Origin of the sequence: Novosphingobium sp. PP1Y (assembly GCF_000253255.1) — a bacterium.
GTDB lineage: Bacteria > Pseudomonadota > Alphaproteobacteria > Sphingomonadales > Sphingomonadaceae > Novosphingobium.
Genome location: NC_015580.1, coordinates 2911980 through 2930670, shown reverse-complemented (window position 1 = coordinate 2930670; position 18691 = coordinate 2911980). Strand labels below are relative to the sequence as shown.

Annotated in this window: 18 protein-coding genes; 10 read left to right on the top strand and 8 right to left on the bottom strand. The window is 64.5% G+C overall.

The genetic code is table 11. From position 1 onward, the window contains the following. Window positions 1–76: 76 nt before the first annotated feature. The 5 genes from PP1Y_RS19850 to PP1Y_RS19830 form a co-directional block, all read right to left on the bottom strand. Window positions 77–334: an ATP synthase F1 subunit epsilon gene (locus PP1Y_RS19850; protein ID WP_007015044.1), complete on the bottom strand. Its 258-nt coding sequence runs from the start codon at window positions 332–334 to the stop codon at window positions 77–79. Window positions 335–339: 5 nt separating this feature from the next. Next, entirely contained in the window at window positions 340–1797 is a 1458-nt protein-coding gene (atpD, locus tag PP1Y_RS19845) for a F0F1 ATP synthase subunit beta (protein ID WP_013833813.1), read from the bottom strand. A 24-nt stretch (window positions 1798–1821) separates the two neighbouring features. Then, on the bottom strand, window positions 1822–2697 hold the full coding sequence (locus PP1Y_RS19840; RefSeq protein ID WP_007015046.1) for a F0F1 ATP synthase subunit gamma: 876 nt from the start codon (window positions 2695–2697) through the stop codon (window positions 1822–1824). Window positions 2698–2763: 66 nt separating this feature from the next. Beyond that, window positions 2764–4293: a F0F1 ATP synthase subunit alpha gene (gene atpA / locus PP1Y_RS19835; RefSeq protein WP_007015047.1), complete on the bottom strand. Its 1530-nt coding sequence runs from the start codon at window positions 4291–4293 to the stop codon at window positions 2764–2766. Between the two features lie 13 nt (window positions 4294–4306). Next, window positions 4307–4861, bottom strand: coding sequence for a F0F1 ATP synthase subunit delta (locus tag PP1Y_RS19830; RefSeq protein ID WP_041559028.1), 555 nt, complete (start codon window positions 4859–4861; stop codon window positions 4307–4309). A gap of 230 nt (window positions 4862–5091) precedes the next feature. Between PP1Y_RS19830 and PP1Y_RS19825 the strand changes: the two genes are divergently transcribed. Next, window positions 5092–5571: a DUF1203 domain-containing protein gene (locus PP1Y_RS19825; protein ID WP_013833811.1), complete on the top strand. Its 480-nt coding sequence runs from the start codon at window positions 5092–5094 to the stop codon at window positions 5569–5571. After that, window positions 5568–6620 carry a bifunctional DNA-binding transcriptional regulator/O6-methylguanine-DNA methyltransferase Ada gene (ada, locus tag PP1Y_RS19820; RefSeq protein WP_013833810.1) on the top strand — a complete coding sequence of 351 codons (1053 nt, stop codon included), beginning with the start codon at window positions 5568–5570 and terminating at the stop codon, window positions 6618–6620. Before PP1Y_RS19825 ends, ada begins: the two co-directional genes overlap by 4 nt. Before the next feature lies 1 nt (window position 6621). On the opposite strand, the gene PP1Y_RS19815 is transcribed toward ada, so the two are convergent. Continuing rightward, entirely contained in the window at window positions 6622–8787 is a 2166-nt protein-coding gene (locus tag PP1Y_RS19815) for a primosomal protein N' (protein WP_041559027.1), read from the bottom strand. Between the two features lie 52 nt (window positions 8788–8839). Here PP1Y_RS19815 and PP1Y_RS19810 point away from each other — a divergent pair, with 52 nt between their 5' ends. The 7 genes from PP1Y_RS19810 to PP1Y_RS19780 all read left to right on the top strand — a co-directional run bounded on the left by PP1Y_RS19810 (window position 8840) and on the right by PP1Y_RS19780 (window position 17298). Then, window positions 8840–9547, top strand: coding sequence for a DUF4197 domain-containing protein (locus PP1Y_RS19810; protein ID WP_232512466.1), 708 nt, complete (start codon window positions 8840–8842; stop codon window positions 9545–9547). Between the two features lie 101 nt (window positions 9548–9648). Beyond that, window positions 9649–10299 (top strand): fructose-6-phosphate aldolase, encoded by a 651-nt coding sequence (gene fsa, locus PP1Y_RS19805; protein ID WP_013833807.1) that lies wholly within the window; start codon window positions 9649–9651, stop codon window positions 10297–10299. 32 nt (window positions 10300–10331) lie between these two features. Beyond that, window positions 10332–12146, top strand: coding sequence for a cobaltochelatase subunit CobT (cobT, locus tag PP1Y_RS19800; RefSeq protein ID WP_013833806.1), 1815 nt, complete (start codon window positions 10332–10334; stop codon window positions 12144–12146). Continuing rightward, entirely contained in the window at window positions 12146–12808 is a 663-nt protein-coding gene (locus PP1Y_RS19795; protein ID WP_013833805.1) for a nitroreductase, read from the top strand. The genes cobT and PP1Y_RS19795 overlap by 1 nt, the downstream gene beginning before the upstream one ends. 30 nt (window positions 12809–12838) lie before the next feature. Beyond that, window positions 12839–13747, top strand: a complete 909-nt coding sequence (locus tag PP1Y_RS19790; RefSeq protein ID WP_013833804.1) for a DMT family transporter — start codon at window positions 12839–12841, stop codon at window positions 13745–13747. 157 nt (window positions 13748–13904) lie between these two features. Further along, a complete protein-coding gene (gene cysS / locus PP1Y_RS19785; protein WP_013833803.1) occupies window positions 13905–15356 on the top strand; it encodes a cysteine--tRNA ligase in 1452 nt (483 codons plus the stop codon). 268 nt (window positions 15357–15624) lie between these two features. Then, window positions 15625–17298, top strand: coding sequence for an acetolactate synthase large subunit (locus PP1Y_RS19780; protein ID WP_013833802.1), 1674 nt, complete (start codon window positions 15625–15627; stop codon window positions 17296–17298). A 27-nt stretch (window positions 17299–17325) separates the two neighbouring features. Here PP1Y_RS19780 and PP1Y_RS19775 read toward each other — a convergent pair whose 3' ends face one another. Continuing rightward, entirely contained in the window at window positions 17326–17709 is a 384-nt protein-coding gene (locus tag PP1Y_RS19775; protein WP_232512465.1) for a hypothetical protein, read from the bottom strand. Beyond that, the gene (locus tag PP1Y_RS19770; protein WP_007015059.1) at window positions 17699–17887 is read right to left on the bottom strand and encodes a hypothetical protein; all 189 of its coding nucleotides are present in this window, start codon (window positions 17885–17887) and stop codon (window positions 17699–17701) included. Before PP1Y_RS19770 ends, PP1Y_RS19775 begins: the two co-directional genes overlap by 11 nt. 103 nt (window positions 17888–17990) lie before the next feature. On the opposite strand from PP1Y_RS19770, the gene PP1Y_RS19765 reads away from it, so the two are divergent. Next, a complete protein-coding gene (locus PP1Y_RS19765; protein ID WP_041559026.1) occupies window positions 17991–18626 on the top strand; it encodes a LexA family transcriptional regulator in 636 nt (211 codons plus the stop codon). Window positions 18627–18691: the final 65 nt, after the last annotated feature.

Below are 18691 nucleotides of genomic sequence, written 5' to 3'. Positions count from 1 at the left end.
CAGCTCGCAACTCAACGAAAAAGGGGCGCCGCCGATGTCCGGCGACGCCCCTTTTTGGCGTTTCTGGCTGCAGAGATCAGCCTTCGACGTGTTCGGCGAGAACCGTCAGGCCCGCATCGCCGACTTCAGCGAAGCCGCCGGTAATGATGATCTCTTCCGGAGCGCCGTTCTCGGTCCGGTAGACCTTGAGGGCGCCGTCGGCGACCGTCGACATGAAGGGCGCATGGCCCGCCAGCACGCCGAACTCGCCTTCCGTGCCGGGGACGACCACCATGTGGACGTCCTCCGAGCGGACGAGCTTCGCCGGCGTAACGAGTTCGAAGTGCAGAGCCATGAGACTTACGCGTCCTCAGCCAGCTTCTTGGCCTTGGCAACGGCCTCTTCGATGCCGCCGACCATGTAGAAGGCCGCTTCCGGCAGGTGGTCGTACTCACCGTCGACGACGGCCTTGAACGACTTGATGGTGTCTTCCAGCTGGACGAACTTGCCCGGGATGCCGGTGAAGACTTCGGCCACGTGGAACGGCTGCGAAAGGAAGCGCTGGATCTTGCGCGCGCGGGCGACGGTCAGCTTGTCCTCTTCCGAAAGCTCGTCCATGCCGAGAATGGCGATGATGTCCTGAAGCGACTTGTACTTCTGCAGGGTCTCCTGAACCTTGCGGGCAGTCTCGTAGTGCTCCTGGCCGACAACGCGGGGCTCAAGCACGCGCGAGGTCGAGTCGAGCGGGTCGACGGCCGGGTAGATGCCCAGTTCCGAAATGGCGCGGTTCAGCGTGGTCGTTGCGTCAAGGTGCGCGAACGAGGTGGCCGGCGCCGGGTCGGTGAGGTCGTCCGCGGGAACGTAGATGGCCTGGACCGAGGTGATCGAACCCTTGGTGGTCGAGGTGATGCGTTCCTGCAGGGCGCCCATGTCGGTTGCCAGGGTCGGCTGATAGCCCACGGCCGAAGGAATACGGCCGAGCAGGGCCGACACTTCCGAACCCGCCTGGGTGAAGCGGAAGATGTTGTCGACGAAGAACAGAACGTCCTGGCCTTCCTGGTCGCGGAAGTACTCGGCCATGGTCAGGCCCGAGAGAGCGACGCGCGCGCGGGCACCCGGGGGCTCGTTCATCTGACCGAACACGAGGGCCACCTTCGAACCGTCCGAAGTGGCGTTGCCTTCGGCGTCCTTGGCGATAACGCCGGCGTCGAGGAACTCGTGGTAGAGGTCGTTACCTTCACGGGTACGTTCACCGACGCCCGCGAAGACCGAGACGCCGCCGTGGCCCTTGGCGATGTTGTTGATCAGTTCCTGGATGAGAACCGTCTTGCCCACGCCGGCGCCGCCGAACAGGCCGATCTTGCCGCCCTTTGCGTAAGGGGCGAGAAGGTCGATGACCTTGATGCCGGTGACGAGGATCGCGGCTTCGGTCGACTGGTCGACGAATTCCGGAGCCTTGGCGTGGATCGGAGCAGTCTGCTCGGCGCCGATCGGGCCGCGCTCGTCGATCGGCTCGCCGACGACGTTCATGATGCGGCCGAGGGTCTTGGGGCCCACGGGGACCGAGATCTGGGCGCCGGTGCTGACGACGTCCTGGCCGCGGGTGAGGCCGTCGGTGCCGTCCATGGCGATGGTGCGGACAGTGTTCTCGCCGAGGTGCTGGGCAACTTCGAGCACGAGCTTGCGACCGTTGTTGTCGGTCTCGAGCGCGGAGAGAATAGCGGGCAGCTCGCCTTCGAAGGTCACGTCGACGACAGCGCCGATGACCTGGCTGATCTTGCCGGTAGTGGTCTGGTTGAGCACGGGTGCGGTGGCCATTTTGGTTTCCTTGCCTGCGATGTCTTAGAGCGCTTCCGCGCCCGCGATGATTTCGACGAGTTCGGTGGTAATCGCGGCCTGGCGGCTGCGGTTGTACTGGATGGTAAGCTTGTTGATCAAGTCGCCAGCGTTGCGGGTCGCGTTGTCCATGGCGGTCATGGACGCACCCTGTTCGGAAGCGGCGTTCTCAAGCAGCGCGCCGAAGATCTGCGTGCGCAGATAGCGCGGCAGCAGGGCAGCGAGGATGTCTTCCTCGTCAGGCTCGTACTCGACCACGGCATCGCTCTCGGCCACCGCCGCCTTGGGGGCAGGGACAGGAATGATCTGCTGGCTGGTCGGCTCCTGGACGAGCGCCGAGCGGAACTTCGAATAGAACAGGTGCGCGATGTCGAACTGACCGTCCTCGTACATGGCGACGAGTTCGTTCGCGACCTTTTCGGCCTCGTTGAAGCCCGGATCGCGCACGTCGGTGGTGTCGAACATCTTGGCGATCTGCTTGGGGTACTCGCGCTTGATCACCGCGCGACCCTTGCGGCCGACGAGGTAGAACAGCACGGTCTTGCCCTGCGCTTCCAGTTCCTGCGCCTTGACGCGGGCCGCCTTGACGATGTTCGCGTTGAACGCGCCGCACAGGCCCTTGTCGGAGTTCGCCACGACGAGCAGGTGGACCTGGTCGCTGCCGGTACCGGCGAGCAGCTTGGGGCTGTTGTCGCTGACCGTGATCTTGCCGGCGAGCGAGCCCATCACCTCGGCGAGGCGCGAAGCGTAGGGACGTGCGGACTCGGCCGCCGCCTGCGCCTTGCGCAGCTTGGCCGCGGCGACCATCTGCTTGGCCTTGGTGATCTTCTGGGTCGATTTGACCGAGTTGATGCGGCCTTTGAGTTCCTTGAGCGAAGCCACTCGTTTCTCTCCTTTTTCCGCCCCGGCTGCCGGATTGGCGAACCGGAACGGAAGGTCAGGTCAATCTCAGGCGAACTGCTTGGCGAACGCGTCGAGCGCAGCCTTGGTCTTCGCCTTCGCTTCGTCGCCGAAGTCCTTGGTCGAGCGGATCAGCTCGAGAACGTCGGCGTGCTTCTCGTGCATGAAGCTGAGCATTTCGGCTTCGTACTCGGTGACCTTGGAGACCGGGAGGGCGTCGAGGTAGCCGTTGGTGCCGGCGAAAATCGACACGGTCTGTTCTTCGAAGGCCAGCGGCGAGAACTGCTTCTGCTTGAGCAGTTCGGTCAGGCGCGCACCGCGGTTGAGCAGCTTCTGGGTCGAAGCGTCGAGGTCCGAACCGAACTGGGCGAAGGCAGCCATTTCGCGGTACTGAGCGAGCTCGAGCTTGATCGAGCCGGCGACCTTCTTCATCGCCTTGGTCTGGGCCGAACCGCCGACGCGGCTGACCGACAGACCGACGTTGATGGCCGGACGGATGCCCTGGTAGAACAGGCCGGTTTCAAGGAAGATCTGGCCGTCGGTGATCGAGATCACGTTGGTCGGAATGTAGGCCGAGACGTCGCCTGCCTGGGTTTCGATGATCGGCAGGGCGGTCAGCGAGCCGGCGCCGTTGTCGTCGTTCATCTTTGCAGCGCGCTCGAGGAGGCGGCTGTGCAGGTAGAAAACGTCGCCGGGGTAGGCTTCGCGGCCCGGCGGGCGGCGGAGCAGCAGCGACATCTGACGGTAGGCGACGGCCTGCTTGGAAAGGTCGTCGTACACGATGACGGCGTGCATGCCGTTGTCGCGGAAGAATTCACCCATCGCGGCGCCGGTGTAGGGCGCGAGGTACTGCAGCGGAGCGGGCTCCGAAGCGGTCGCGGCGATGACGATGGAGTATTCCATCGCGCCGTTTTCTTCGAGCTGACGCACGATCTGCGCGACGGTCGAACGCTTCTGGCCGACGGCGACGTAGATGCAGTAGAGCTTCTTGCTCTCGTCGTCGCCAGCATTGGCGTCCTTCTGGTTGATGAAGGTGTCGATGGCGACGGCGGTCTTGCCGGTCTGGCGGTCACCGATGATCAGCTCGCGCTGGCCGCGGCCGACGGGAACGAGGGCGTCGATGGCCTTGAGGCCGGTCTGCACGGGCTCGTGCACCGACTTGCGCGGGATGATGCCCGGAGCCTTGGTCTCGACGAGGCGGCGCTCGGTGGCCTCGATCGGGCCCTTGCCGTCGATCGGGTTGCCCAGGGCGTCGACCACGCGGCCGAGCAGGCCCTTGCCGACGGGAACGTCGACGATGGTGTTCGTGCGCTTGACGGTGTCGCCTTCCTTGATCTCGGCGTCCGAGCCGAAGATCACGACGCCGACGTTGTCGGCTTCGAGGTTGAGCGCCATGCCCTGCACGCCGTTGGCGAACTCGACCATTTCGCCGGCCTGGACCTTGTCGAGGCCGTGAATGCGGGCGATGCCGTCACCGACCGACAGAACCGAGCCGACTTCGGAAACCTGGGCTTCGGTGCCGAAGCTGGCGATCTGGTCCTTGATGACCTTCGAGATTTCTGCTGCGCGGATATCCATTGTTCTGCCTTTCTTAGCCCTTCATGGCCTGGGCGAGCGAATTGAGACGAGTGCGGATCGAGCTGTCGATGCGCTTGGAGCCGATGGTGACGACAAGGCCGCCGAGCAGGTCGGGATCGACGCTCGTCTTGACCTTGACCTTGCGGCCTTCGCGAACTTCCAGCTTCTGGCGCAGCTGTTCGACCTGATCGTCGGTCAGCGCGTGAGCGGAAGTGATGTCGGCGGTCGCTTCGCCGCGCTGGGCGGCTGCGATCGCGGCGAAGGCGCGAATGATCTCGGGCAGGGCAGACAGGCGGCGGTTGGCCGCAAGCACGCCCAGGAAATTCTTGGTGAGGTCCGAAAGGCCCAGGACGCCGCCGACGGCATCGACAACCTTGCCGGCTGCCTCACGGCTGACCTGCGGGTTGCGAATCAGTGCTGCGAAGTCAGCGCTCTCGCCGATCGCCTGACCGACTTTCTCAAGGTCGGACTCAACCGCCGTAACGGTGCCGTTCTCGCTGGCAAGTTCGAATAGCGCCGAAGCGTAGCGCCCTTGCAAGCTGGCTTTTATGCCGCCGGAATTCTCCACGCGTGTTCTTTCCTTACATCGGGTGGGCTGGGGCACTGTTACGGACATGCGCAAGTAACGCACCCCCCGGCCCGCAGACGGGGCGCGCATAGCGACGATATTGTCATGATGCAAGGCACCCGAAGGTACTCGAAGACAATGCTGCGAAAAGCGGTTTAAAAGCAATGCGCGGGAAGCGGCGGTTCTGCAAGCGCGTAATTATGGCGCAAACAGCCGTGGAGTTGCCCGCCATGAAGTACCGAATCAAAGGTCTGCCTAAATCCGCTTTCGCTCCTTATTTCGCCATGAACGCACGGGAATTGGCGCAGATAGGGGCTTTGCGCGTGGTTGCGGACAAGGACCGGGGGTTTCCTTGCCGGGTCAGTCTGCGCGATGCCGACAAGGGCGAAAGTCTGCTCCTGCTCAATTATGTAAGTCATCCGGTGGATAATCCCTATCGAAGCGCTCATGCGATATTCGTTCGCGAGCTTGCGGAGGAGCCCACGCCCTATGTCGATTGCCTGCCTCCGGTCTTCGCTGGACGGCATCTTTCGCTGAGGGGATTCGCGAAGGGCGGTCTTATGGTCGATGCCCTGCTCGCCGCTCCGGGATCGGTGGAGGAGGGGATCGATCGTCTCTTCGCCAATGGCGAGGTGGCTTGCATCCATGCGCACAATGCCGCCTATGGTTGTTTCGCAGCGCGCATCGAGCGCCATGGAGCGGATCAGTGACTCTTGTCGAAGCCGGACTGGACGAGGAGCGTGCCTGGCAGGCGGTGATCGAGCGCGACCGCAAGTTCGACGGGCGCTTCGTGACCGGTGTTCTCTCGACCGGAATCTATTGTCGCCCGTCGTGTTCGGCGCGCCACCCCCGCAGGGAGAATGTGCGTTTCTTCGAGGGGCCTCGATCGGCCGAGGCGGCTGGACTTCGCCCCTGCCTGCGCTGTCGGCCCGCAGAAGTCTCGCGCGATGAAGAGGCGGTACGGGTAGCGATCGGCCGAATCAAGGAGTCGGATCAGGCGCCCTCTCTTGAGGAGCTTGCAAATCTGACCGGATATAGCTCGACCCATTTCCAGCGCCTGTTCAAGCGCGCGGTCGGCTTGTCGCCGGCAGCCTACGCCCGCGCACTGAAGCTGCGCAGGGCTGGCGATGCGATGAGCGATGGCGCGAATGTGACGCAGGCCATCTACGAGGCAGGCTTCGGAGCGTCCTCGCGATTCTACGAAGCCAGTGAGGGAAAGCTGGGCATGAGTCCGTCGGCATGGCGTGATGGGGGCAAGGGCGTTACGATCCGCTGGGCGGTTGTTCCCACAAGCCTTGGCGAGATGCTGGTTGCCGCAACAGCCAAGGGCGTGTGCCGCCTGTCCTTCGCTGAAGGGCGCGGGGATCTGGCCGCGCGGTTCCCGAATGCCATGCTGGTGGAAGGCGGCAAGGAATTTGCCGCACTGCTGCGCGAGGTCGTCGCGGCCGTCGAGCAGCCCGGCGATTCCCGCAGCATTCCCATCGACGTGCAGGGCACTGCCTTTCAGGAGGCGGTCTGGCGGGAACTGCAGCGCATACCTGTGGGTGAGACGCGCACATATGCGCAGATCGCGGCGGCCATCGGCAAGCCCGGGGCAGTGCGCGCGGCTGGCTCCGCCAATGGCGCGAACAATGTGGCGGTGCTCATTCCCTGCCACCGGGTGATACGCTCCGACGGTTCACTGGGCGGATATGCCTATGGCGAGGCGATCAAGCGCGAACTGCTCAAGCGCGAGCACGATGCGCAGGGCCAGGGCTAGCTCACACGAAGCTGTAGGGGTCGATGTCGATATGGACCCGCACGCCGCGCGGGAATTCCAGCGGATCGAGCCATTCGCGCAAGTAGCGCTGCAGTTCGGCCGAGCGCCGCGCGTTGATGAGAAGGCGGAAGCGGTGGCGTCCGCGCAGCAGCGAAAGCGGGGCAGGTGCGGGGCCGAGGACGAGCATGTCCGGGTGGTCGGGCGCGGTGCCGCCGATGGCACGGGCGGCGGACTGCGCTTCTGAAAGATCTTCCGACGAAACGATGATGGCGGCCCAGCGCCCGAACGGCGGCGCGCCCGCATCGCGGCGCGCTTCGGTTTCCGCAGCGTAGAAGGCGTCGCGGTCTCCCGCGGCCAGCGCGGCGATCACCGAGGCCTCCGGATGGCGGGTCTGGATCAGCACTTCGCCAGGCTTCTCGCCGCGCCCTGCGCGCCCGGCGACTTGTGCGACCTGCTGGTAGGTCCGCTCCGCCGCGCGCAAGTCCCCGCCTTCTAGGCCCAGATCGGCATCGACGACGCCGACCAGCGTCAGTTCGGGAAAGTGATAGCCCTTGGTGACAAGCTGCGTGCCGATGATCACGTCGATCGCGCGCCCCTCGGCCATGGCCACGAATTCGGCGATGGCCTCGGGATTGTTCATCGTGTCCGAAGTGACCAGCGCGGTGCGGGCCTCGGGCAGGATCTCGGCGACCTCATCGGCAATGCGCTCGACGCCCGGCCCGCACGCGACGAGGCAGTCCGCGGTCCCGCAATCGGGACAGGCCTCGGGTACCGGCGTCTCGTGTCCGCAGTGATGGCAGGCGAGGCGCTGCGAGAAGCGGTGCTCGACCAGCCAGGCGGTGCAGTTTGGGCACTGGAAGCGGTAGCCGCAGTTGCGGCACAAGGTGAGCGGGGCATAGCCGCGCCGATTGAGGAACAGCAACGACTGTTCGCCGCGCGCCAGCCGCTCCTTCATTTCATCGACGAGGCGCGGAGCGAGCCAGCGGCCGCGCTCGGGCGGCTCGTGGCGCAAGTCGAGAATGTTGATCTGCGGCAGCGTTGCACCGCCGAAGCGGTCGGGCAGCTCGATCTTGCGATAGACCCCCGCCTCGGCAAGCTGCATCGATTCGAGCGCGGGTGTCGCGCTGGCGAGAATGACCGGAATCTGCTCGAACTTGGCGCGGATCACGGCGACGTCGCGGGCATTGTAGCGCACGCCGTCGTCCTGCTTGAAGGAAACCTCATGGGCCTCGTCGACGACGATCAGCCCGAGCTTTGGGTAAGGCAGGAACAGGGCCGAGCGCGCTCCGACCACGACCTGGGCATCCCCGAAGGCTATCGCGCGCCACGCACGGCGGCGTTCGCTGGCCTTCAGCGAGGAGTGCCACTGCACGGGCGAGACCCCGAAGCGCTGCTCGAAGCGGCGCAGAAAGTTCTCGGTCAGGGCGATCTCGGGCAGGAGCACGAGGATCTGCCGGCCTTCGCGGATCGCCTCGGCCACGGCTTCGAAATAGGTTTCGGTCTTGCCCGAGCCGGTCACGCCGTCGAGCAGGAACGGGGCGAACTTGCGGGCCTTCACCGCGTCCACGAAAGTGTCGGCGGCCTTGCGCTGGCCTTCGCTGAGTTTCGGCTGATCGAAATCGGGCCGGGCCGGGGGATAGGGCCTGTCGAGATCCACGGTTACCGGTTCCAGCAGACCTGCGCCCACCATGCCGCGCAGGACGCCCTCGGATACGCTGGCCAGCTCTGCCAGCTCGCGGATCGATGCCTGTTCGCCCTGCAAAGCATCGAGCGCTGCTGCACGCTGGGGTGTCAGGCGAGCCGGCTCCTCCCCGGTCAGGCGATATTCGGTCGTCGTTCCGCCGCCGCGCAGCGCCGCGCTGCTGCCCAGCGCCATGCGGGCGACGGATGAGAGCTGCGCACAGTAGTAGTCGGCCGTCCACTCGATCAGGCGGCGCAGCCGGGCGGGCAGGGGCGGTACCGGCAGCACTTCCAGAAGCGGGCGCAGCTTGGCCTCGGGCACTTCCTGTGCGGTCAGGCGTTCCGGTTCCCAGACTATGCCGAGTACCTGCCGCGGACCGAGCGGACCTACGACCACGGAGCCGGGCTCCACGGTCATCCCTTCGGGAACGCGATAGTCGAGGACGCCCAGCGCGGCGTTGAAGACAAGGAGTCGGACACGGTTCATTTTCCGGGGCATATAGGCATCCGGTGCCGCGAAGGTGAAGGAGCATGCGACTGTGAATTGGGGATCGAATGAAATCGGGGGTGAACTGCAGTCGATCGTAACCGGGCGCCGCGCTATATTGGGTGGCATCCTAGCAGGCGCTGCGCTGACCTTGCCGGGGTGTGCCTCGCTCGGCCCGCCCAGCTATGTCGAAGTGGTGCGTCGGCTGCTCGAGGCATCTACCCGCCAGGCATTCGCCCGGCTGACCCAGCCGGACGGCTTTTGGGACAGCGCCGTGGCGCGGATCGACATGCCGGTGCTGTTCGGCAAGACCGGGACGCTGCTCTCGGGCATCCTGCGCAGCAACCTGTTCCGCGAAAAGCTGCAGCACCAGCTCAACAATCTGGCGGAGGACGGTGCTCGCAAGGCGGCGCCGGTGGTGGCCGATGCGGTCCGCCGCATTTCGATCCCCGATGCCATTGCCCTGCTGCGCGCAGGCAAGTCCGGCGCGACGACCTACTTGCGCGACCAGATGGGCCCGGCGCTGGTCAACGCGATGATTCCCGAACTCGACCGGGTGATGCGCATTGCCGACGATCCGTTTCTCAGCGAGGCGATTTCCTCTCTGGCCGGTGTGAACATTGCCGATGCGGCCCATGCCCTTGCCCTCGAGGCGGACAATGCGATCTGGTACGAGATTGGGGCGGCAGAAACGCAAATCCGCGAAAATCCGGAGTCGACCCACGATCCGGTGCTGATTGCCGGGCTCAAGCTCCTGTAGGCCTAGCCGCACGGGGCGAGCTTCCCTATAGCGGCGCCAGAATCGCCGTATCGGGCCAGAATCGCCCGTGAGGCTCCCTGCCTTGCCGATAGGAACACGCCATGAAGTTTTTCGTCGACACCGCCGACACTGCCGATATCGCTGAACTTGCCGAAACCGGCCTGCTGGACGGCGTCACCACCAACCCTTCGCTGATTGCCAAGTCCGGCCGTGACTTCATGGAAGTCACCAAGGAAATCTGCGGTCTCGTCGACGGTCCGGTTTCGGCCGAAGTCGTCGCTCTCGACCATGAAGGCATGATGCGCGAGGCCGAAATCCTGCGCAAGATCGCCGACAACGTGTGCATCAAGGTGCCGCTGACGATCGACGGCCTGAAGACCTGCAAGAAGCTGACCTCGGACGGCACCATGGTCAACGTGACCCTGTGCTTCTCGGCCAACCAGGCGCTCCTGGCCGCCAAGGCAGGCGCGAGCTTCATCTCGCCCTTCATCGGCCGCCATGACGATAACGGTCTCGACGGCATCGCGCTGATCGAGGACATCCGCCTGATCTACGACAACTACGCTTTCGAGACCGAGATCCTCGCCGCCTCGATCCGTCATCCGATCCACCTGCTGCAGTGCGCGAAGATCGGTGCCGACGTGGCGACGATGCCGCCTGCCGTCATCAAGGGCCTGTTCAAGCACGTCCTGACCGACAAGGGCATCGAAGGCTTCCTTGCCGACTGGGCGAAGACCGGCCAGACTATCTGAGTATCCACCCTGTTTCCTAAGGTTCCTTCCCGTTGAGTGACGAGACCCCAGCCGACCGCTTCAAATCCGTTCTGGCCGGCGCATCGCGCGCCATCGCCCATGAAAAGGAGATCGAGGTCAACTGGACGGCCGATGCGCCCAGCTCGACGGGGGGAACCTTCAGGGTGCCCATGCCCGGGCGCAACCTGCCGCGCGGAGCGGCGATGCAGGCCCGCGGCTATGCCGACAGCTTCGCGCTGAAGGTGCGTCACCACGACGACAGGCTGCACCAGCGCCATGCCCCGGCCGAACCCTCGGCGCGGGCGTGCTACGACGCGGTGGAGACGGTGCGCTACGAGGCGCTCGGTTCGAACCGCTATGCCGGGATGCGCGACAACCTCGACGCATCGCTGGAAGCTCGCATCGCTTCCGATCCGATATCCCGCGCCGAATCGCGCGACCAGGTGCCGCTCCAGTCGGCGCTGGCGCTGATGCTGCGCGAAAAGCTGACCGGGCAGCCGATCCCGGAGATCGCGCGGCCGGGCGTCGACATGATCCGCGACTGGATCGAGGAAAAGGCCGGCGGCGACATCGAGGCGCTGGCCGATTCGATCGGCGACCAGCAGGCCTTCCAGAACCTCTCGCTCGACATGCTCCAGCACCTTGAACTGACCCGTGCCGAGGAAATCGAGCAGCCGCCCGAGGATTCGGACGATCTCGACGGCGACGATGAGACCGAGCAGGATGAGGACGGCGCGGACGCGGGCGAGGAGCAGCAACCCTCGGAAATGGCCGCCGAGCCCAGCCAGGGGGATGACGAGGGCGAAAGCGAATCCGAAGGCGAAGCCTCGGACGACATGCAGGAGGCCGAGGAAGGCGAGGACGGCGAGGAAGGCATGCTTCCCGTCCGCCCCAACCGGCCCTGGACCGACATTCCCGACAGCTTCGACTACAAGGTCTTTACCGAGGCCTTCGACGAGGTGATCGGCGCTTCGGAGCTGTGCGACGAGGAAGAACTGACGCGCCTGCGCGCTTATCTCGATGCGCAGCTCAAGGGCTTGCAGGGCGTCGTCACGCGGCTCGCCAACCGCCTCCAGCGCCGCCTCATGGCCCAGCAGAACCGCTCCTGGGATTTCGACCAGGAAGAAGGCCTGCTCGATGCCGCTCGGCTGGCCCGCGTGGTCGTCTCGCCCGGCCAGTCGCTGTCCTACAAGGTCGAGCGCGACGTCGAGTTCAAGGATACCGTTGTCACCCTGCTGCTCGACAACTCCGGTTCGATGCGCGGACGGCCCATCTCCATCGCCGCGATCAGCGCCGACGTGCTGGCCCGCACGCTGGAGCGCTGCGGCGTGAAGGTGGAGATCCTGGGCTTCACGACCCGCGCGTGGAAGGGCGGTCAGAGCCGCGAGGCCTGGCTGGCGAACGGCAAGCCCGCAAGCCCGGGCCGCCTCAACGACCTGCGCCACATCATCTACAAGAAGGCCGATGAGCCGTGGCGCCGTGCGCGCAAGAACCTCGGGCTGATGATGCGCGAGGGGCTGCTCAAGGAGAACATCGACGGCGAGGCGCTGCTCTGGGCGCACAACCGGATGCTCGCGCGGCCCGAGGATCGCCGAATCCTCATGGTCATTTCCGACGGCGCGCCGGTCGACGATTCGACGCTTTCGGTGAACAGCGCCGGATATCTGGAGGCGCACTTGCGCAAGGTGATCGAGTGGATCGAGGCGAAATCGCCGGTCCAGCTCGTCGCCATCGGCATCGGGCACGACGTGACCCGCTATTATCGCCGCGCGGTGACGATCATGGACGCCGAGCAACTCGGCGGCACGATGATCGAACAGCTCGCCGGCCTTTTCGAGGAAGAATGATGAAAGTATCCGAGGCTGTCGCCAGCCGCCGCTCGATCCGCGCGTTCCGTGATGAACCGGTCGGGATCGAGGTGATCCGCCGCGTGCTGGACCGGGCGCGCATGACGCCCTCGGGCTGCAATTTCCAGCCCTGGCAAGCCACCGTGCTGACCGGTGAGCCGCTCAAGGCCCTGCAGGAAAAGATGCTAGCGTCCTCGCCGCAGGACCCGATCGAGTACAGCTTTTCCGAGCCCAACCAGTCGCCGCGCCATCTGGCCCGGCTGCATAAGGTCGGTGCCAGCATGTACGGTGCGCTCGGCATCGAGCGCGAAGACGCCGAAGCCCGCGAAGCCTTCACGCGGGCGAATATCTTCTCCTTCGGCGCACCGGCGCTGCTGGTCTGCTACTTCGAACGCTTTATGGGCCCGCCGCAGTGGTCGGATGTGGGCATGTGGCTCCAGTCGATCATGCTGCTGCTGCGCGAAGAGGGGCTGGACAGCTGCCCGCAGGAGTGGATGTCGCTCTTTGCGCGCCTGATCAAGGAGCACATCGGCGTTTCGGACGAGACGCACATCCTGTTCTGCGGCCTGGCCATCGGCCATCGCGACGAGGATGCGCCCGTCAACCGGTTCGATCGCGACCGCGTACCGCTTGACGAACAGGTGCGCTTTCTCGGCTTCTGATCGCCGTCCGATGGGGCTGGAGGGCCTTTCATGACCGATTGGCCATTGCTGTGGGTGCCCTTCACCCTTGCAGCCGCGCTGGCACAGGTGCTGCGGAATGCGGTGCAGTCGCGGCTGGCAATGCGGATCGGGACGGTTGGCGGAACGCAAGTGCGATTCGTCTACGGCCTGCCGGTCGCGATTCTCTTCCTGGGGTTGTTCTGTTTCGCGACCGGGGAAGGGCTGACCGTTATTCCTTCCGGCGCCCTGGCATGGTCGGCGTTGGGCTCGGTGACCCAGATCGTGGCCACCGCGCTCATGCTCGTCGTCATGCAGAAGCGCGATTTCGGCGTTGCCTATGCCTACATCAAGACCGAGCCGGTAACGGTTGCTATCCTCGGCTTCGCCCTGATCGGCGACCGGTTGCCACCGGGCGGCTGGCTGGCGGTTCTGATCGTGACGTTTGGCGTGATTCTCGCCTCCTTGCGTCCGGGGGATGGCGGGGCGAAGCTGGTCGAGCCGAAGCCGCTCGCGGTGGGCGTCGCCAGCGGCGCGCTTTTCGGACTGACCGCCATCTGCTTTCGCGCCTCGATCGCCGGGGTTCCGGAGGGCAGCTTCATGCTGCGCAGCCTCCTGATGCTGGTGGTATCGCTGGGAATCCAGTCGTCCGTCCTTGCCGGGTGGTTCGTGCTGCGCGATGCCTCCGGCTTCTTCGGATCCCTTCGCGAATGGCGCCTGTCGGTCATGGGCGGAGCGCTGGGCGCGCTCGCGTCCGCCGGATGGTTCATTGCTTTCTCACTCACCGCGGCGGCCAATGTGCGGACCCTGGCGCTGATCGAAATGCCCATCGTCGCCATCGTCTCGCGCAAACTTTCCGGCCGCTGGCTGACGGCCCGCGAATGGGCCGGCTTCGTGCTGATCACGGTGGGCGTCGCATTGCTGATGTTGTCGCACGCCTGAGCCGTCCGCGATCGTTGGCCGCACTGCCCGGGCCGCTGACTTTTAGCCCGGCTTGGCCTTTGACATGTCCGCGTACCGCTCCGTCGGCCTGGTTCGATCCCGTAGCGCCTTGCATGCACCTTGACTGCCACGCATCGCCGCCTAATGCCCCTCGGCCATGACCGATGCCCATGCACTGACGCTGTTCAACAGCCTGACCCGCCAGTTGGAACCGTTCCAGCCCGTCCATGAGGGCGAGGCGCGGGTCTATTCATGCGGGCCCACGGTCTACAACTACCCGCATATCGGCAACATGCGCGCCTATGTCTTTGCCGATATCCTCGGGCGTACGCTGAGCCACAAGGGCTACAAGCTCACCCACGTCATCAACATCACCGACGTTGGCCACCTGACCGACGATGCCGATGCCGGCGAGGACAAGATGGAGAAGATGGCCGCCGAGAAGGCGCAGTCCATCTGGGACATCGCACGCCACTATACCGAGGCATATTGGACCGACATCGCCGCGCTCAACATACGTCAGCCCGCCCAGTGGTCGGTGGCGACGGAATATGTGCCGCAGATGATCGAGTTCGCGAAGCAGATCGCCGACAAGCACTGCTACGAGATCGACAGCGGCCTCTACTTCGACGTTTCCACCGTGGCCGACTACGGCCGCCTGGCCCGTGCCGTGACGGAAGAGGGCGAAGGCCGCATCGAGGCGGTCGACGGCAAGCGCAATGCCGCAGACTTCGCGATCTGGCGCAAGACTCCGGTCGGAGAGAAGCGCCAGATGGAGTGGGATTCGCCCTGGGGGCCGGGCGCGCCCGGCTGGCACCTGGAATGCTCTGTCATGTCGGGCAAGCTGCTGGGCTTTCCCTTCGACATCCATACCGGCGGCATCGATCACCGCGAGATCCATCACCCCAACGAAATCGCACAGAATCAGGCGTTCTGCTGCACCAACGGGCTCGACATACCGGCAAACTCGGGTGCGCGGGTGTGGATGCACAACAACTTCCTGGTCGAGCGCTCGGGCAAGATGAGCAAGTCGTCGGGCGAATTCCTTCGTCTGCAACTCTTGATCGACAAGGGCTATCATCCGCTCGCCTACCGCATGATGTGCCTGCAGGCGCATTATCGCTCGGAACTGGAATTCTCGTGGGACGGCCTTGGCGCCGCGCTCACCCGCCTCAAGCGCATGATCATGGCTGCCGAGCGCCTTGCTGGTGTCGAGGCCGGATCGCCTTCGCACCCCAAACTCGCCGCGATGGTCGAGACTTTCGAGAAGGCGATGTCCGAGGATCTCAACACCCCGGTCGCGCTGACGGCGCTGGAAGACGTGCTTGCGGCCAAGAAGGTCGATCCCGCGGCCAAGCGTGCCGTCGTGGAAGCGATGGATGCGGTGCTCGGTCTCGATCTCTTCGGGACGTCCCGCGCCGACTTGCGCCTGCGTCCGAAGAGTGCCGTTATTTCCGAAACGGAAATCGAGGCCGCGCTGGCGGCGCGCAAGGACGCGCGCGCCGCAAAGGACTTTGCCGCCTCCGATGCCCTGCGTGACGAACTGGCTGCGAAGGGCGTGGAAGTGATGGACGGCGATCCGCTCGGCTGGGAGTGGAAGCTCGGCTGAAACCGGCTTTCGCCTGCTGGTCGCGATTTTCCGGGGCAACCGCTCGGCCGCCCGGTCATCTGATGCACGGAATGCCCAAGGGCGCGTCCTGCGCGCCCTCGATGTCCCCTGCGCGCAACTAATTTCGCTGCCTTAGCCCTATTTAAAGAAAGAGGTCGCTAGCGAATTCATCAGGGCGCGCGCTGCGCCGGAATGCGTATTTGCACATGACGCGAGGCCGGATAGTTCTATACCGGCTCTGTATAAGATCAGAAACGGGGAAAGCGAAATGGCAGAGGGCGACAAGCGCAAGGCTTCGGATGTTTTTATCGAGTGCCTTGAAGAGGAAGGCGTCGAGTACATCTTCGGCGTTCCCGGCGAAGAGAACCTCGACTTTCTGGACTCGCTCTCGCGATCTGAAAAAATCAAGCTCATCCTGACCCGCCACGAGCAGGGCGCCGGTTTCATGGCTGCGACCTACGGACGGCATACCGGCAAGACCGGCGTGTGCCTCTCGACCCTGGGGCCGGGCGCGACCAATTTCGTCACCGCGGCGGCCTATGCGACGCTGGGCGGCATGCCGATGCTGATGATTACGGGCCAGAAGCCGATCAAGAAATCGAAGCAGGGCCGTTTCCAGATTCTGGACGTCGTCTCCATGATGGGGCCGATCACCAAGTACGCGCACCAGATGGCATCCTCGGACAACATCCCGAGCCGGGTGCGCGAAGCCTTCCGCATCGCCGAGGAGGAAAAGCCGGGCGCAACGCACATCGAACTGCCCGAGGACATTGCCGACGAGCACACCGATTCGCGTCCCGTGCGCCGCTCGATCGTCCGCCGCCCGACAGCCGACGTGAAGTCGATCGCCCAGGCCGTCGATGCGCTGCAGAACGCGAAGAAGCCGCTGCTGGTGATCGGTGCCGGTGCGAATCGCAAGATGACCAGCAAGATGCTGGGCGAATTCGTCGAGAAGACCGGCATCCCCTTCCTCACTACCCAGCTCGGCAAGGGCGTGATCGATGAGCGTCACCCCAAGTTCCTGGGGTGCGCCGCGCTTTCGGCCGGTGACTTCGTCCATCGCGCCATCGAGGATGCCGACTGCATCCTCAACATCGGTCACGACGTGATCGAGAAGCCGCCGTTCTTCATGCACAACGACGGCACGCGCGATGACCGCGTGGTTGTCCATATATCGACCAAGACGGCGGAAGTAGACCCTGTCTACTTCCCGCACATCGAGGTGATCGGCGACATCGCGAATGCCATGTGGCAGATCAAGGAAGCGGTTGTGCCGTCGCCGAAATGGAACTTCGACGCCATGCTCGGCTTCCGCAAGGCCGAACTGGAACACACCGCGAAGCTAGCGGCGGACGAGCGCTTTCCGATCTTCCCGCCGCACCTTGTGCAGCAGGTTCGCGATTCGATGCCCGACGATGCGATCATCTGCCTCGACAACGGCGTCTACAAGATCTGGTTCGCCCGCGGCTTCTGTGCCTGCAAGCCCAACACCGTCCTGCTCGACAATGCGCTGGCGACGATGGGGGCAGGGCTACCCTCCGCGATGGCGAGCGCCATGGTCTATCCCGAGCGCAAGGTCATGGCGATCTGCGGCGACGGCGGGTTCATGATGAACAGCCAGGAGCTGGAAACGGCGGTTCGACTCGGCCTCAATCTGACCGTGCTGATCCTCAACGACAATGCCTACGGGATGATTCGCTGGAAGCAGGCGAACATGGGGTTCGCCGACTTCGGCCTGACCTACAACAACCCCGATTTCGTGAAGTATGCCGAAAGCTACGGGGCCAAGGGGTATCGGGTCGAAAGCGCGCAGCATTTGAGCGAGCTGCTGGCCCAGTGCCGCGATACCCCAGGCGTTCATGTCATCGACTGCCCGGTGGACTACTCGGAAAACGATCGCATCCTGAACACGGACATCAAGGATCTGTCCCGGGCGCTCTGAGCGTCCGGAAACAGGTTCTCGCCTCGATCAGCACTCCTCGAGCAGGAGAAATTCGGCTTCGACCGTCATGCGCGGTTCGGGGCCGTTATGGTGATCGACGCCGGTGATCGTGGCATCTGCGACGAGATGGCCGGGGATCGCGAATTCATGGTCGGGCAGGGCGGCGATCAGCGCCTCTCCGGCGTCGATGGCCCGCTCGCCGGTAAACGAAAGCGCAAGACTGTGGCGGCTGCCCGAGAATGTTGCGCTACTCCATGGCCGCTCGCCATGGCGCAGCAGTTCGCCTTGCGGTCCTGCCAGAGCGAGTACCTCGCAAAGCAGTTTGAGCCAGGGGCCGCGCCGGACTGATCCTGAAGTGCGGGCACGCAGCGCGTCGAGCATCGATCGGTCGGAAGTGGGGTCAAAGCGCATGATCGGTCTCCTGATAGTTTCGCATGAATTGCTCGACCCGCGCCGCCGTGCGGGCGCGGGGAATGCGGCCATTGCGCAAGTCGGCCACGAAGCGCGGATCTTGCGCAGCGAGCCGCCCGAACTTGGTCCAGGGCATGTCCGTCTGGCGCAGGAAGCGTTCGATCTGACGCAAAAGCATCGATCCTGATCCTTTCCGTGTTGGATTCGTTGGCGGTGTTCATGGTATGTTCCAATCGAAATCCTACTTGTCTAGGAAATTTCCTTCACCTACGGATTACAAAATGGACATGACCGATCCCCGCGGAGCACTGCTGGAACTGGCCGAGAAACGCGGCGCCAGTCTCTCCGCCTTATCGCGAATGCTGGGAAAAAATCCGAGTTATCTCCAACAGTTCGTTCGCAAGGGTAGCCCGCGCAAGCTGGAGGAAGGCGATCGCGGCAAGCTCGCCAGGTTCTTCGGCGTGGACGAATCGGTGCTGGGTCGGCCGAAGGAAATTTCCTCGAAACGCCTGCAGGACTGGGTCGACGTACCCAGGCTTGCAGTCGATGCCTCGGCCGGCGGCGGAGCCTTTGCCGGAGAGGAGGAATTGCTGGGCACGATCCGCTTTTCGCCGCGCTGGTTGCGCAGCATGGGCCTCGATCCTAAGGCGCTGAGCGCCATTGCCGTGGCCGGCGATTCGATGGCGCCTACCTTGCAGGACGGCGACGAGATCCTGGTCGACCGCACCGTGCGGGCCCTCAGTGAAGGCATTCACGTCTTGCGGCACGAGGGCAACCTCCTCGTCAAGCGCATCGAACGCGGCCCGGGCGGGGCCGTGCGGCTCATCAGCGACAACAAGGTCTATGACCCGATTGAATGTCCGGCCGGTAGCATCGACGTGATCGGGCGCGTGGTCTGGAAAGGTGGGCGCCTCTAGTCGGCGCTGGAAGCATTGCAAGATCGCCCGTGTGTTGGCAGGACGGTTGCAATCGCGGCGTTAGG